Below are 15798 nucleotides of genomic sequence, written 5' to 3' on the forward strand. Positions count from 1 at the left end.
TCAGTTTTGGGATGCCGCTTAGTCGTCTTTACCGACTTTACGCTCGATGGCTTTTAAGCGTTTGCTTATATCATCGATGTTCATCACCAGAGCTGCAGTTTTACGCCAGGTTTTGTTAGGTTGTAACGGAATGCCTGAAGAGTATACACCAGGCTCTGTGATGGGACGCATTACCATACCCATACCGGTTACGGTCACTTTGTCACAGATTTCCATATGGCCGTTAATGACGCTGGCGCCGCCAATCATACAGTAACGTCCAATTTTCAAACTACCCGCCATGATCACACCGCCTGCCACCGCAGTATTGTCACCAATAACCACGTTGTGGGCGATCTGACACTGGTTGTCTATGATAACACCATTGCCGATGTGAGTGTTATCCAAGGCACCGCGATCGATGGTCGTACAGGCACCAATTTCGACGCGATCGCCGATAATTACCGCACCCAGCTGAGGAATTTTCACCCAATTGCCACGATCGTTGGCATATCCGAAGCCATCAGAGCCGATAACCGTACCCGATTGAATCAGACAATCCTGACCGATTTGAATCTCATGATAGACGGAAACGTTAGCCCATAAACGCGTGCCGCTGCCGATGCGCGTTTTTTTACCAACAAAACAGCCTGCACCAATCACCACGTTGTCGCCCAGCTCAACGTCTGCTTCGATCACCGCATTGGCACCAACAGACACGTTGTTGCCTAATCTGGCGCTCGGGTCGATTACCGCGCTCGGCGCAATATTCTGAGCAGGTTGTGGCGTGGTATCAAGCAGTTGTGCCATACGGGCATAGGTCAGATAAGGATTTTTCACCACTAACGCGGCCGTGTTGCACCACTCCAGATCCGCTTCCGTCAGCACCACGGCTGAAGCCTTAATCAGGGCGAGTTGCTCGCGGTAACGGCTGTTTGCAAGAAAAGTGATTTGGCCAGTTGTGGCGGATTGCATAGAAGCAATGCCGGAGATGACGATATCGCCATCTCCGTGCAATTCTGCATCCAACTGCTGGGCTAAATCAGCCAGTCGAATAGATGACATTGATTATTTAACCTGTTTCAGCACGTCAGCAGTAATGTCTTTCGCGTTTGACGCGTAAGCCACGGCGTTGGCATCAATTACCACATCGTAGCCATCGTCGTCAGCCACTTTTTTCACCGCATCCTGGATACGGCTCAGCAGCTTGTTACGCTCTTCCATCTGACGACGGCGGTTGTCCTGCTCAAAAGCCTGCGCTTTAGATGAGAAGGCTTCACGCTGTGACATAACGTCTTTTTCCATGCGGCTGCGTTCGCTGGCCTTCATGGTTGATCCGTCACGCTGCAGACGCTGCATCTTGGTTTGCAGATCGCGTTCCTGGCTCTGCAACTCAGTTGCCCGGCCTTTGAACTCGTTTTCCAGCTGTTTAGCAACAGTCGCACGTTGCGGTAACTGTTGGAAAATGCTGGACACGTTTACCACTGCGATTTTGTCAGCAGCCTGAACACCCGCGGAAACCGCTAAAGCGAGACCCAGACCTGCGGCACACAACAACTTTTTCACTATAAACTCCTTACCATCAACGTTTGTGTCAGCGACACAGTGTTTGCCGCGGCACAGTCTTTTAGCCCTGGCCGACGGCAATACTTCTGCTTATGCATCCATGCTCAGAACATTACCAGGTTTTACCAATGTTAAACTGGAATTGCTCTGACTTGTCTCCCTCGTATTTCTTGATCGGCTGAGCATAAGAGAACACCAGCGGACCGAGCGGCGACATCCACTGTAGTGCGATACCGCTTGATACACGAATATTACTCGGATCGCTGTAGTCTGGTACACCTGCGGCACGCGTATCGGCGTCATTTTCCCACTTGGTATCCCAGGCTGTACCCGCATCGACAAACAGCGAGGTACGGACCGAGTTCGCATATTTCTCGCTCAGGAATGGCGTTGGCGTAATCAGCTCAAGGCTGGCGATTGCCATCGCATTACCGCCTACAGCATCATCCGACGAACAGACCCGGTTAGCACCGGAACAGGTTGAGGAGTTGTCGTTCAGGTATGCCGCTTTAGGACCAATGGTATTAGAGCGGAAACCACGCACGGTACTAGAGCCACCTGCATAGAAGTTCTCATAGAACGGCAACTCTTTGCCGCCTAAGCCATCACCGTAACCTACGCGACCACGTCCTAACAGCACCCAGGTACGATCCTCGTTAATCGGCACGTACTGCTGGCTGTCGAGCGTGACTTTATAGAAATTGTTATCTGAACCTGGGATCGTGATCTTACCGTTCAGATTTGTGCGGTTACCGGACGTTGGGAAGAAACCACGATCCAGCGTGTTATAAGTCCAGCCATAGTTGAAGGTGAAGTCATCCGCAGAGAAATCGCCATCGTCGTTGAGCTGTTGCGGCTTGCCAACCGAGTCAAGATAACGCCACATCGCAACCTGTGGCTGCATGTCAGACAAGTCGTTATGCACATAGCCTAAACCGACTCGCAGCGTGTTGTTCTCATTGACCGGGAAACCTAAGGTGCCGTCTAAACCATAGCTTCTGTTGGTATAGTCAGAGAGATCGGCGTCATCCGCTTTAAAGTCGTTATAGAACAGACGCCCGCCCAGGCTAACACCATCAACCGTGAAATAGGGATCGGTTAATGACACTTCAGCATAGGTCTGATAGTCATTTTTGGTGCCGCTAATGCCTACGGTGTTACCGGTGCCCAGCCAGTTATCCTGCGTGACCCCCACCTGGAAGCTGACGCCACTTTCGGTGCCGTAACCCACACCAAAGTTAAAGGTACCAGTGTTACGCTCTTTTACCTTGTAGACCACATCAACCTGGTCAGGCGAGCCGGAAACGCGCTGCGTATCGACGTCAACGGTTTCGAAGTAGCCGGTGCGGTTTAAACGCTCTTTGCCCTGCTCAACCAGATCGCTGCCTAACCATGCGCCTTCCATCTGGCGCATTTCGCGGCGCAGTACGGAATCTTTTGAGGTGTCGTTGCCCTCAAAACGGACATTGCGCACGTAATAGCGGTTGCCTGCATCAACGTTGATGTGCAGCTTAACGGTTTTATCCGCATCGTTGATTTCCGGCTGTGTCACCACGCGCGGATAGGCATAACCATAGCGGCCAAGCAGCTTCTTGATGTCATCTTCCATCTGCGTGACTTTGGTGCCGTTGTACAGCTCGCCCGCAGGGATTTTTGTCAGGTGCTCAATTTCCGCTGAGTGACCCGCCATGCTGCCGTTCACAATCACACCTGCAATCTTGTACTGATCGCCTTCGGTGATGTTTACGGTGATATAGATGCCTTTTTTATCCGGCGTCAGGCTCACCTGCGTGGAATCGATATTAAAGCGCGCATAACCCCGGTCGAGGTAGAAGCTGCGCAGTGTTTCGAGATCGCCTGCCAGTTTCTGTTTCTGGTATTTACGATCGCCAACCACGTTCCACCACGGCACTTCATCACGCAGCTGGAAACGGGAAATCAGCTCATCAGAACTGAAAGCCTTGTTACCGACAATGTTAATCTGCTGAATCTTTGCAGAGACACCTTCAGTAAAGACCAGTTTGAGATCGACACGGTTACGTGGCAGTGGCGTCACGACAGCTTTAACGCTGGCCGTATACTTACCGACGCTGTAGTAGAAGTCTTCAAGGCCCTTCTCAATGGAAGAGATGGTGGTGCGGTCTAACGCTTCGCCAACGCGCACGCCTGAGGCTTCAAGGTTTTGTTTGAGCTGATCCTCTTTCACCGCTTTGTTACCGGTGAAGGTAATGCTGGCAATGGTAGGGCGTTCTTTAACCTGGACAATCAGCGTATTACCGTCTCGCAGGACCTGAACATCCTCAAAGTTGCCGGTCGCAAACAGCGAGCGAATGGTATTTCTGACGTCATCGTCAGAGACCGTATCACCAACTCGTACCGGCATGCTCAGCAGAGCCGCGCCGACGGCGACTCGCTGCAGCCCTTCGAAATGAATATCCTTCACCACGAAATCGTCTGCACCGTAAACGGTGGCGCTGCTAAACAGCAGCGACGCTATGAGCAACTTTTTCATCGCCATCGTTATTATGCGTTTTCCTAACACATCCCACGTCAGTCCGCTATCCAGCAATTACAGACGTGAGAAATCATTGAAAAGTGCAAGCCCCATTAACAACACCAGCAGAATTGAGCCAATGCGATAACTAAAGTCCTGAACTCGCTCGGACACCGGTCCACCTTTGATCTTTTCGATCGCCAGAAAGAGTAAGTGCCCACCATCTAAAACCGGCAGAGGGAACAGATTGATGATGCCCAGGTTAACGCTTATCAGCGCCAGGAACATCAGGTAATAAATCATCCCGTACTCTGCTGACAATCCTGCACCTTGCGCAATCGAAATTGGCCCGCTCAGGTTGTTCAACTTCACATCACCGGTTATCAACTTGCCCAACATGGAAACAGTCAGCTTCATCAGTTGCCAGGTTTTTACACTGGCCTCACCAATAGCCGCAAACGCACCATACTGGCGTACCGTTTTATACTCTTCCGGTAGCGGAACGATTCGTGGAATGACTCCCGCAAATCCTTCCGATTTGTCTCCAGGTTTCGCTTCTGGCGTCATCGTTAACTGCACCGATTCGCCGCTGCGTTCCACCTCAAGTGCCATACTTCTTCCGGGATTATCCCGTACCTGCGCGACAAAAGCCTGCCACTGCGATAATGGCTGACCATCGACTTTAACGATCCTGTCGCCAGCTTGCAAACCGGCTTCGCTGGCAGGAGAATCAGCCTGCACTTCAGCCAGCGTGGTTTCAATCTGCGGACCACGCGGGCGGATACCCAATGACACTACCGGATCTTGCTTATCTGGCTCAAAGTGCCAGTTACGCAAATCAAGCTGCTTCTGCTGCGTTGCCTGTTCACCAAAACGCGCAACCGTTACGGTGGTGCTGCTGTCGCCGATTTTAGCCACCAGCGCCATACGCACAGCATCCCAGTCAGGCGTTTCGATACCGTCAACTGCCTTAAGTTCCATTCCAGGTGCAATTTGCGCTTCTGCAGCGACCGAACCGTTTAAAATTTCACCGATTACCGGGCGTACGCCAGGCACGCCGTGAATAAACACAACCCAGTAAGCAAGGATAGCGAAGATGAAATTGGCGACAGGGCCGGCAGCGATAACAGACGCACGTTGCCAGATAGCTTTATTGTTAAAAGCCTGATGACGTAATTCGGCGGGTACGCTCTCTACGCGCTCATCGAGCATTTTGACGTAGCCACCCAGCGGAATCAGTGCAATGACAAATTCGGTACCGTGACGATCAAAACGTCGCCACAGCGTTTTACCAAAACCAACGGAGAAACGTTCAACTTTGACACCGCAACGTCGTGCCACCCAGAAATGGCCGAACTCATGTACGGTAATTAATACGCCAAGTGCAACGATAAAGGCGACAAAACTCCAGATTATGCTCAACATCTTGGCCTGTCCTCAGAGGGTGCGGAACACCAGTAGCAATAAACAGGCGAACACCGGCACGGCTGCAGTCAGGCTATCGATGCGATCAAGGATACCACCGTGGCCAGGAATTAAATTGCCACTGTCTTTAATGCCTGCTTCACGCTTAAACATACTCTCCGTGAGATCGCCCAAAACGGACGCTAAGGTAGCAATCACCGCACAAACGACCAGCGTTCCAACAGAAACAGTAAGTGGCGCCAGGCTGGCAAATAACAAGGCGATAACTGCCGAAGAGATCAGCCCGCCGATAAAGCCTTCCCAGGTTTTACCGGGTGAGACTTTCGGTGCCAGCTTGTGTTTACCAAACAGTTTGCCAAACATATAGGCCCCAGAATCAGCGCCCCATACCAAAAACATGACAAACAGTAGCCACCAGGCACCTGCAAAGTGGTCGCTATCGTAATGATACTGACGCAGCGCCAGCATGCCCCAAAAGAAAGGAACAATGGTTAATACGCCAAACAGCAGCCGTAGCGGGCGCGAATGACGCCATAATGCTGCTGAAGCGGGATAGAAAAGCACTAACAGCAATGCCGCAATCCACCACACGAGCGACGCCCAAAGCGAAGTCGCGACCTGAGGCAGATGAACATCATGCTGATAAGGAGGAAGAGTGAAGAGCATGAGCGCCAGCAGCAAGCCGCAAAGCACAGCCAGCCAGATACGCTGTTGACGGGATGCCATACCCGCCAACTGCCCCCATTCCCAGGCGGCAAGCATGCAAATAATGATGGTTGTAATCGCAAAGCCAACAGGCGGTAACCAGAACAGCGCAGCAATCACCAGCGGAATTAAAATAAACGCGGTAATCAGACGAGACTTCAGCAAAGGTTACCCCCAGATTGCTCAGGCGCCGCCTGGTGCAGCGCCGCCATAGCGACGCTCCCGCAGAGAGAATGCATTCAGTGCACCTTCAAAAACGTGTTCATCGAAATCCGGCCAAAGAACATCGGTAAAATAGAATTCAGCATAGGCAATTTGCCACAGCAGGAAGTTGCTAATCCGATGCTCTCCCCGGTCCTTATCACTAAATCCACTGGCGCTTGATCCTGCATACACAGATGGGGCGCCAGACTCTCTTCGGTTATTTGGTCAGGTCGCAGTAGCCCTTCCTGAACCTGTTCAGCCAGCTTTTTTACGCCTTCGATAATATCCCAACGCCCGCCGTAGTTAGCGGCAATGTTCAGCGTCAGGCCATCGTTGTTCTCTGTCAGCGACTCAGAACGGCGAATCCGTTCCTGAATACGGGCACTGAAACGACTAATGTCGCCAATAATCCGCAGACGGACATTATGTTTGTGCAGGCTTTTGACTTCGCTATCAAGCGCCCAAACAAAGAGTTCCATCAAGGCTGTTACTTCTTGCGCTGGACGACTCCAGTTTTCACTACTGAAAGCGTAAAGCGTTAATGATTCCAGATTGTTACTGACAGCAAAGCTGACGGCGCGACGCACCGACTTAACACCCGCTTTATGACCGGAAATACGCAACTTTCCTTGATTTTTAGCCCAGCGACCATTGCCATCCATAATGATAGCAACGTGACGCGGACCGGTTCCCTGTTGGTCATCGGTTTTGTTGTGATTGTTAGACGACATAACGCGTAATCAATTCCTTTCATCAGAAATGCTGTGGTTTCTGAATACATTGCGCCCGGTACAAATCCCGACACTGTATGCCGGGCCACACCGAATTCGGTGACAGACCGTTAAACGCGAGCCTGCGACTATACCATTTCCACCGGAAGTGAACAAACGACCTCGGCGCGATCAGTGTAATGACGTGAAGCGCGGCAACATTTCTGTTGCAGCGGCACGCGCCATGCGATCGATTTCAAGGACGGCGTCCACCGAATCCGGTTCCTGACACGTCTGTGCCGCCAGCACTGCGTTGTTAAGTGCCGCGATGTCAGTAAAACGAATCTGGTGATTCAGGAAAGCCGCGACGGCAACCTCATTGGCGGCGTTAAGCGTAGTGGTCGCTGCCTGCCCGGCATCACAGGCTTCAATAGCCAGTTTCAGGCAGGGATAGCGCCCAAAATCGGGTTCGGCAAATGTCAGCGCCGACATGCGGGTAAAATCCAGTGGCGTTACTGCTGCATTGATGCGTGCAGGCCACGCCATGCTGTGAGCAATCGGCGTACGCATATCCGGCGAACCCAGTTGAGCCAACACGCTACCATCGCAGTATCGCACCATAGAGTGAATGACCGATTGTGGATGCAAAATCACTTCCATCTGCGCTGCGCTGGCATTAAACAACCAACGGGCTTCAATGTATTCAAGACCTTTATTCATCATGGTGGCTGAATCGACAGAAATTTTTCGTCCCATCGACCAGTTCGGATGTGCACATGCCTGATCTGGCGTCATTGCTGCCAAATCGGTTAATGGTGTGTCACGAAAAGGGCCACCCGATCCCGTAAGGATAATGGACTCAATACCATTATCCCGCAGGTCAGCGTAACCTAACTGATGCTGGATGGTAGCCGGTAAACTCTGAAAAATAGCATTGTGCTCGCTGTCGACCGGCAGCAATTGCGCATTATGTTGACGCACCGCCTCCATAAAAAAACGGCCGCAGGTGACAAGGGATTCTTTGTTTGCCAGCAGGACTGTTTTACTGGCGCGAATGGCGGCTAAGGTTGGCAGTAATCCTGATGCGCCAACAATCGCCGCCATCACTTGATCAACTTCATCCAGCGCAGCCAGTTCACACGCCGCCTGAACGCCGGAGAGCACTTCGGTGTTGATATTGAGTGCTCTCAGTCGCTCACGCAGCGCGCTGGCCGAGGCTTCATCTGCCATGGCGGCATAACGAGGCTTAAACTGCGCGCATTGCTCAGCCATGAGCGTGACATTGTGTCCGGCGACTAATGCGGTCACCTGATAAAGATCGGGATTGGCGCTAATGACCGCCAGCGTGCTGGTGCCAATCGATCCGGTTGAACCCAGCAAGGTTAATCGCTTCATGATGCTATCCATGTGAAGTCAAAACAGGCCGTGCCCGAAAGCACAATGTAAAACGCCGCCAGATGTCGCATTCATTTGAATACCTCTCTGTACGGCGTTTTGTCCGGCATTAATGGAATTAGAAATCCATCAACTCCGTCTCTTTTTCTGACAGCGCAGCATCAACTTTCTTGATATGTGCATCAGTCATTTTTGGATCTCATCTTGCGCACGACGTTCGTCGTCTTCGCTGATCTCTTTATCTTTCAGCAGCACTTTGATTTTGTCGTTGGCATCGCGACGTACGTTACGGACTGATACGCGACCCTGCTCGGCTTCACCGCGCACGATTTTGATCAAGTCTTTACGGCGTTCTTCGGTCAGCGCAGGCAGCGGAACACGAATGTCACTGCCAGCTGAGCTTGGATTTAAACCGAGGTCAGACGCCATGATCGCTTTTTCAACGGCTGGGCCGAGTGAACGATCAAACACGTTGATTTTCAGCGTGCGTGAGTCTTCTACGGTAACGGAAGCCAGCTGACGCAGCGGCGTCGGCGTGCCGTAATATTCGACAATAATGCCGTCGAGCAGCGAAGGTGAAGCACGACCGGTGCGCACTTTGCTGATGGTGTTTTTGAATGCTTCCACGCATTTGTCCATGCGCGTTTCAGCATCTTTTTTGATGTCGTTAATCACGTTGAAACCCTTGGATTCGGTTTGACCTGGCCAGTTCCGGCATAACCGGAAGCGGGATCGATAATCATCGATAATCCTGACTGGTGCGCGATGCGTTATCATCGCGCTGACAGAATATACCTTATTTTATCTCGCCTCGGGTATTAATGCGTAATCAGGGTGCCTTCTTTTTCACCCATGACGACGCGACGCAACGCACCAGGCTTATTCATGTTGAAGACGCGGATCGGCAATTTATGGTCACGAGCCAGCGTAAAGGCGGCCAGATCCATCACTTTAAGCTCTTTATCCAGCACTTCAGCGTAGGTTAACTGCTCGTATAAAGTGGCATCCGGGCTTTTTACCGGATCGGCAGAATAGACACCGTCAACTTTGGTGGCTTTCAATACGACGTCGGCTTCGATTTCAATACCGCGCAGGCAAGCAGCTGAGTCCGTGGTAAAGAAAGGATTACCCGTACCCGCAGAGAAGATAACAACACGGTTATTACGCAACAGGCTAATTGCCTCTGCCCAACTGTAGTTATCACACACGCCATTCAGTGGAATCGCTGACATCAGGCGCGCATTAACATAAGCACGGTGCAGCGCATCACGCATTGCCAAACCATTCATCACCGTTGCCAGCATACCCATGTGGTCGCCCACCACGCGGTTCATACCCGCCTGTGCCAGACCCGCCCCACGGAACAGGTTACCGCCGCCAATAACAACGCCAACCTGGATGCCCAGTTCGACCAGCTCTTTTACCTCTTGTGCCATGCGGTCAAGCACACTCGCGTCAATACCAAAACCTTCGGCACCTTGCAGTGCTTCACCACTCAGTTTTAGCAGGATACGTTGATAAACAGGTTTTGCGTTGGTCGCCATGGCTAATTCTTCCTGGAAGATATGATGAGAGATAAGTTAAATCTGATCGATCATCCGCTTAACGCATTAAAATTGCTATTGGGATGAGACTGAAAACGTGTCTGTTGCGTATCACAGACAAAAAGAACCGCCTTCTGGCGGTTCTTTCAGAGCATTAAGACTGTTTAGACATTGCTGCTACTTCTGCAGCGAAGTCAGATTCAACTTTCTCGATGCCTTCGCCCACTTCGAAGCGGATGAAGTTGATCACGTCAGCGCCCTGCTCTTTCAGAGCCTGGCCAACGGTTTTGCTTGGGTCGATAACGAAAGCCTGACCTGTCAGAGAAACTTCGCCGGTGAATTTCTTCATGCGGCCTTCAACCATTTTCTCAGCGATCTCTTTTGGCTTGCCAGACTGCATCGCGATGTCCAGCTGAACCTGGTACTCTTTCTCAACGACATCAGCAGAAACGTCTTCTGGCTTAACAAACTCAGGCTTGCTCGCTGCAACGTGCATAGCGATCTGCTTGATCAGATCTTCGTTAGCGCCTTTGGTTGAAACCAGTACGCCGATACGTGCGCCGTGCAGGTAGCTGCCCAGCTCTTCGCCTTCAAGTACTGCAACGCGACGGATGTTGATGTTCTCACCGATTTTAGCAACCAGGGCAACGCGCTCTTCTTCGAACTGCGCTTTCAGAACTTCAACGTCAGTGACGCGATCGCTTACAGCCGCGTCCAGCACTTTATCAGCGAATGCCTGGAAACCGCCGTCTTTTGCCACGAAGTCAGTCTGGCAGTTAACTTCCAGAATAACACCGTAGTCACCAACGATTTTGGTTTTGATCACGCCGTCAGCAGCTACGTTGCCTGCTTTTTTCGCCGCTTTAATTGCGCCAGACTTACGCATATTTTCGATAGCCAGCTCGATGTCGCCGCTTGCTTCAGTCAGCGCCTTTTGCAGTCCATCATGCCCGCGCCAGTACGCTCACGCAGTTCTTTTACCAATGCAGCGGTAATTTCAGCCATTCCAGAATCCTCGGTTCGTACCTGTGTACATTTGCACCAGCAGGCACTTATTGCGGAAAATTTATTCTGTCCCGCCTTCCTGAACAGGGGCGTAACAGACTTGGATAAAATAAAGGGGCCAAGTTTGGCCCCTTACAGATCACATCTGAATACTAAGGGCTCTTATGCAGAGCAGACCTTATTAAGCGTTTTCTAAAGACGCTTCTTCGGCTTGCTCAGCCAGGTCCTGAGAACGGCCTTCACGAACGGTAGTCGCAACGGCAGTCAGGTACAGGCTTACAGCACGGATCGCATCGTCGTTACCGGGATAACGAAATCAACGCCATCTGGATCAGAGTTGGTATCAACGATAGCAAAAACTGGGATACCCAGGTTGTTTGCTTCTTTGATTGCGATGTGTTCGTGGTCAGCGTCAACAACGAACAGTGCGTCCGGCAAACCGCCCATGTCTTTGATACCGCCCAGGCTGTTTTCCAGCTTGGCCAGTTCACGAGCACGCATCAGTGCTTCTTTTTTGGTCAGTTTGTCGAAAGTGCCGTCCTGAGACTGAGTCTCAAGATCTTTCAGACGTTTGATAGACTGACGAACGGTTTTCCAGTTGGTCAGCATGCCACCCAACCAGCGGTGGTTTACGAAGAACTGGTCGCAGCTCAGTGCAGACTCTTTTACTGCTTCAGCAGCAGCGCGCTTAGTACCAACAAACAGGATCTTACCTTTACGGGAAGAAATCTTGTTCAGCTCAGCCAGGGCTTCGTTGAACATAGGTACAGTTTTTTCAAGGTTGATGATGTGAACTTTGTTACGTGCACCGAAGATGAATGGCTTCATTTTCGGGTTCCAGTAACGGGTCTGGTGACCGAAGTGAACACCAGCCTTGAGCATGTCGCGCATGGAAACAGTTGCCATGATTACCTCTATGATAGATTGGGGTTGGGCCTCCATGTATCCCATACAACCGACCTCTTACGAGGCACCCCGGCGCATGTGTCGATACATGTGTGTTTTATTACACATAATGAGAGTTATGCGTTTCCTGCCGACCAAAACAGTCGTACAGAGAATCGTCGGCGCGCTTTATACCATAATTGCACCTGTGACGCCAATAATAGTTCGCTGATTCAGGCCAGCGCGTTCTCTATTTGGCAGCCCATTTGCTGGCTGCTAACATGACAGCACAGAGTTCATTATTGTCGATAATTTCGGCAAATGCGGATTAATTTAATGGCAATTTCAATCAAAACCCCTGAAGAAATCGAAAAAATGCGCGTCGCTGGCCGCCTGGCTGCCGAGGTGCTGGAGATGATCGAGCAGCATGTTAAACCCGGTGTGACAACCGGTGAACTGGATCGCATCTGCCACGACTATATTACCCACGAGCAGCACGCTGTTTCTGCCTGTCTTGGCTATCACGGCTTCCCGAAATCAGTCTGTATCTCGATCAACGAAGTGGTCTGTCACGGTATTCCCAGCGATGAGCGCCAGCTTAAAGATGGCGATATCATTAATATTGACGTTACCGTCATTAAAGATGAATACCACGGCGACACCTCAAAAATGTTTATCGTTGGCAAACCGACTATTCAGGGTGAGCGCCTGTGTCGCGTCACTCAGGAAAGCCTTTATCTGTCGCTGCGCCTGATTAAACCAGGCATTCGCCTGCGCGAGCTGGGCCGTGCTATTCAACAATATGTCGAAGCGAATGACTTTTCGGTGGTGCGTGAATATTGCGGTCATGGCATCGGCAAAGGTTTCCATGAGGAACCACAGGTGCTGCATTACGATGCAGACGATGGCGGCGTGGTATTACAAGCGGGCATGACTTTTACGGTTGAACCCATGGTTAATGCGGGAGATTATCGTATTCGTACCATGAAAGATGGCTGGACGGTAAAAACCAAAGATCGCAGCTTGTCCGCACAGTACGAGCATACTATTGTGGTCACGGATAACGGCTGTGAGATTTTAACCCTGCGTAAAGATGACACCCTTCCTGCGGTGTTGGTGAACGAAGGGTGATTCCCCACTAACGAAAAAGCCGGCGCTAAGCCGGCTTTTTTATGGCTAAAGAAGAGATAAGCTGCATGAGCGTGAGCCTGTCGAATGAGGTACGAAAAGGTCTGAAAGATTCCCCGGCCCACTGGGAAGATAACCAGATAACACGCGACGCGTTAAAACAGAAACTGGAAAATTTTCAGCAACACTTAGCTACCGCTTTTGATGCCGGTGAAGCAGTTGAAACCTTGATTGACACCCGCACGCGCTTTATTGATCGCCTGCTGCGTCGCTTATGGCGCTTCTTCGGTTTCGATGACATGGCTGCCATTGCGCTCGTGGCGGTCGGCGGTTATGGACGCGGTGAGCTGCATCCACTCTCTGATATTGATGTGTTGATTCTTAGCCGTCAGTCGCTTGATGAAGAGGCTGCACAGCGCACCAGTCAATTTCTGACGCTGCTGTGGGATTTAAAACTGGAAGTGGGTCATAGCGTGCGTACGCTGGAAGAGTGCCTGCTGGAAGGTCTGTCGGATCTGACCGTGGCCACCAACCTGATTGAGTCACGCATGCTGACTGGCGATGTTGCCCTGTTTCTTGAGTTGCAAAAGAATGTTTTTAGTGACGGTTTCTGGCCCTCTTCACGCTTCTTTGCAGCAAAAATTGAGGAGCAGGCAGAGCGTCATCAACGCTATCACGGCACCAGTTACAACCTTGAGCCAGATATTAAAAGCAGCCCCGGCGGCTTGCGTGATATTCACACCTTGCAGTGGGTGGCGCGCCGCCATTTTGGGGCCACCACGCTGGATGAAATGGTTGGATTTGGTTTCCTTACTGAAGTTGAGCGCAACGAACTTAACGAATGTCAGGATTTTCTCTGGCGTATCCGCTTTGCTCTGCATCTTTCGCTGCCCCGTTATGACAACCGCCTGCTGTTTGATCGTCAGCTCAGCGTTGCGCAACGCCTGAATTACCAGGGCGAAGGCAATGAGCCGGTTGAGCGCATGATGAAAGATTTCTATCGCGTTACCCGCCGCATCGGCGAGCTGAATCAGATGCTGCTGCAGCTGTTTGACGAGGCGATTCTGGCGCTCTCAACCCATGAGAAACCATGCCCGATAGACGACGAGTTTCAGTTACGCGGTGACCTTATTGATCTACGCGATGAAACGCTGTTTGACCGTGAGCCGCAGTCCATTTTGCGCATGTTCTATCTTATGGTGCGCAATGAACAGATTAAAGGCATCTACTCCACCACGCTGCGCCATCTGCGTTATGCGCGCCGCCATCTAAAGCAGCCGCTGTGTCAGATCCCGGAAGCGCGCCAGATTTTCATGGCTATTCTTCGCCATCCTGGTGCGGTCAAGCGTGCACTGGTGCCTATGCATCGCCACAGCGTGTTATGGGCCTACACGCCGTTATGGGGCCATATCGTAGGCCAAATGCAGTTTGATCTGTTCCACGCTTATACTGTGGATGAACACACCATCCGCGTGTTGCAAAAGCTGGAAAGCTTCGCCAACGAAGCCACACGTCCAAAACATCCGCTTTGCGTTGAATTATGGCCACGCTTGCCGCAGCAGGAGCTGCTGTTAATGGCCGCCCTGCTGCATGATATCGCCAAAGGGCGTAACGGTGACCACTCAATTCTTGGTGCCCAGGATGCGCTGGACTTTGCCGAAATGCACGGCCTGAATTCGCGAGAAACTCAGCTGGTTGCCTGGCTGGTGCGCCATCATTTATTGATGTCGGTTACTGCCCAGCGCCGGGATATTCAGGATCCCACGGTGATTCAGCAGTTTGCTGAAGTGATGCATAATGAGAATCGCCTGCGCTATCTGGTGTGTTTAACCGTTGCAGATATCTGCGCCACCAATGAGAGCCTGTGGAACAGCTGGAAGCAGAGTTTATTGCGTGAACTGTTTTTCGCCACTGAAAAACAGCTGCGTCGCGGCATGGAAAACAGCCCGGACCTGCGCGAACGTGTGCGTCATCATCGTTTGCAGGCGCTGGCGCTGTTGCGTATGGATAATATTGACGAAGAGCGTTTACATCACATCTGGAACCGCTGCCGCGCGGATTATTTCCTGCGTCATACGCCGAACCAGCTTGCCTGGCACGCCCGACACCTGATGGGACACGATCTGACTAAGCCGCTGGTACTGGTCAGCCCACAAGCGACGCGCGGTGGCACCGAAATCTTTATCTGGAGTCCGGATCGTCCTCACCTTTTCGCCGCCGTCGCCGGTGAGCTGGATCGCCGTAATCTCAGCGTGCACGATGCGCAGATCTTTACCAGCCGTGACGGCATGGCAATGGATACTTTTATTGTTCTGGAGCCAGACGGCAGCCCGCTGGCTGCCGATCGCCATCCAGTGATTATCCAGGCGCTGGAGCAAGCTATTACTCAATCCGACTGGGTGCCGCCGCGTACGCGTCGCCAGTCCGCCAGGCTGAAGCACTTTAGTGTCGATACCGAAGTCAATTTCCTGCCTACACATACCGATCGCCGCAGTTATCTGGAGCTGGTGGCGCTCGATCAGCCAGGCCTGCTGGCACGTGTCGGAGAAGTGTTTGCCGATCTTGGCGTGTCGCTGCACGGCGCACGCATTAGCACCATTGGCGAGCGCGTCGAGGACTTATTTATTTTAGCCAACAGCGATCGTCAGGCGCTTGATGACGAAATGCGCAAAGCATTGCAACAACGGTTGACAGAAGCCCTTAATCCAAACGATAAAGTGTGACCGCAATCGATTAATGAATAGTTTACTTGTGCCAG

9 protein-coding genes and 4 pseudogenes are annotated in these 15798 nt (G+C 51.7%); 2 read left to right on the top strand and 11 right to left on the bottom strand.

Going from position 1 to position 15798, the window contains the following annotated elements; translation table 11 throughout:
* Positions 1-18 precede the first annotated feature (18 nt).
* From lpxD to rpsB, 11 genes and pseudogenes are all read right to left on the bottom strand, one after another.
* Positions 19-1044 (bottom strand): UDP-3-O-(3-hydroxymyristoyl)glucosamine N-acyltransferase, encoded by a 1026-nt coding sequence (lpxD, locus tag O3W44_RS09290; RefSeq protein WP_269292840.1) that lies wholly within the window; start codon positions 1042-1044, stop codon positions 19-21.
* 3 nt (positions 1045-1047) lie between these two features.
* Positions 1048-1545, bottom strand: coding sequence for a molecular chaperone Skp (skp, locus tag O3W44_RS09295; protein ID WP_269292841.1), 498 nt, complete (start codon positions 1543-1545; stop codon positions 1048-1050).
* Between the two features lie 112 nt (positions 1546-1657).
* On the bottom strand, positions 1658-4063 hold the full coding sequence (gene bamA, locus O3W44_RS09300; protein ID WP_269292842.1) for an outer membrane protein assembly factor BamA: 2406 nt from the start codon (positions 4061-4063) through the stop codon (positions 1658-1660).
* Between the two features lie 51 nt (positions 4064-4114).
* Complete coding sequence (rseP, locus tag O3W44_RS09305; RefSeq protein WP_269292843.1) at positions 4115-5464, bottom strand: sigma E protease regulator RseP; 1350 nt, start codon at positions 5462-5464, stop codon at positions 4115-4117.
* 12 nt (positions 5465-5476) lie between these two features.
* On the bottom strand, positions 5477-6334 hold the full coding sequence (gene cdsA, locus O3W44_RS09310) for a phosphatidate cytidylyltransferase (RefSeq protein WP_269292844.1): 858 nt from the start codon (positions 6332-6334) through the stop codon (positions 5477-5479).
* A gap of 18 nt (positions 6335-6352) precedes the next feature.
* Positions 6353-7104: pseudogene (gene ispU / locus O3W44_RS09315) on the bottom strand ((2E,6E)-farnesyl-diphosphate-specific ditrans,polycis-undecaprenyl-diphosphate synthase).
* Between the two features lie 171 nt (positions 7105-7275).
* Complete coding sequence (gene ispC / locus O3W44_RS09320; protein WP_269292845.1) at positions 7276-8478, bottom strand: 1-deoxy-D-xylulose-5-phosphate reductoisomerase; 1203 nt, start codon at positions 8476-8478, stop codon at positions 7276-7278.
* Between the two features lie 118 nt (positions 8479-8596).
* A pseudogene (gene frr, locus O3W44_RS09325) lies at positions 8597-9153 on the bottom strand (ribosome recycling factor).
* A 143-nt stretch (positions 9154-9296) separates the two neighbouring features.
* Positions 9297-10022: a UMP kinase gene (gene pyrH, locus O3W44_RS09330; RefSeq protein ID WP_269292846.1), complete on the bottom strand. Its 726-nt coding sequence runs from the start codon at positions 10020-10022 to the stop codon at positions 9297-9299.
* A 154-nt stretch (positions 10023-10176) separates the two neighbouring features.
* Positions 10177-11027, bottom strand: a pseudogene (gene tsf, locus O3W44_RS09335) (translation elongation factor Ts).
* A gap of 181 nt (positions 11028-11208) precedes the next feature.
* Positions 11209-11933 (bottom strand): annotated as a pseudogene (rpsB, locus tag O3W44_RS09340) (30S ribosomal protein S2).
* A gap of 315 nt (positions 11934-12248) precedes the next feature.
* Here rpsB and map point away from each other — a divergent pair.
* On the top strand, positions 12249-13043 hold the full coding sequence (gene map, locus O3W44_RS09345; RefSeq protein WP_269292847.1) for a type I methionyl aminopeptidase: 795 nt from the start codon (positions 12249-12251) through the stop codon (positions 13041-13043).
* Positions 13044-13108: 65 nt separating this feature from the next.
* On the top strand, positions 13109-15763 hold the full coding sequence (gene glnD, locus O3W44_RS09350; protein WP_269294408.1) for a bifunctional uridylyltransferase/uridylyl-removing protein GlnD: 2655 nt from the start codon (positions 13109-13111) through the stop codon (positions 15761-15763).
* Positions 15764-15798 lie beyond the last annotated feature (35 nt).

This window comes from Pantoea sp. LMR881 (assembly GCF_027157825.1).
Classification (GTDB): Bacteria; Pseudomonadota; Gammaproteobacteria; order Enterobacterales; family Enterobacteriaceae; genus Pantoea; species Pantoea haifensis.

Bases quoted from the DNA above. Each gene is read 5' to 3' on its own strand.
- lpxD (WP_269292840.1), bottom strand. From the start codon at position 1,044: ATGTCATCTATTCGACTGGCTGATTTAGCCCAGCAGTTGGATGCAGAA.
- glnD (WP_269294408.1), top strand. From the start codon at position 13,109: ATGAGCGTGAGCCTGTCGAATGAGGTACGAAAAGGTCTGAAAGATTCC.
- rseP (WP_269292843.1), bottom strand. From the start codon at position 5,464: ATGTTGAGCATAATCTGGAGTTTTGTCGCCTTTATCGTTGCACTTGGC.
- map (WP_269292847.1), top strand. From the start codon at position 12,249: ATGGCAATTTCAATCAAAACCCCTGAAGAAATCGAAAAAATGCGCGTC.
- pyrH (WP_269292846.1), bottom strand. From the start codon at position 10,022: ATGGCGACCAACGCAAAACCTGTTTATCAACGTATCCTGCTAAAACTG.
- ispC (WP_269292845.1), bottom strand. From the start codon at position 8,478: ATGAAGCGATTAACCTTGCTGGGTTCAACCGGATCGATTGGCACCAGC.
- bamA (WP_269292842.1), bottom strand. From the start codon at position 4,063: ATGGCGATGAAAAAGTTGCTCATAGCGTCGCTGCTGTTTAGCAGCGCC.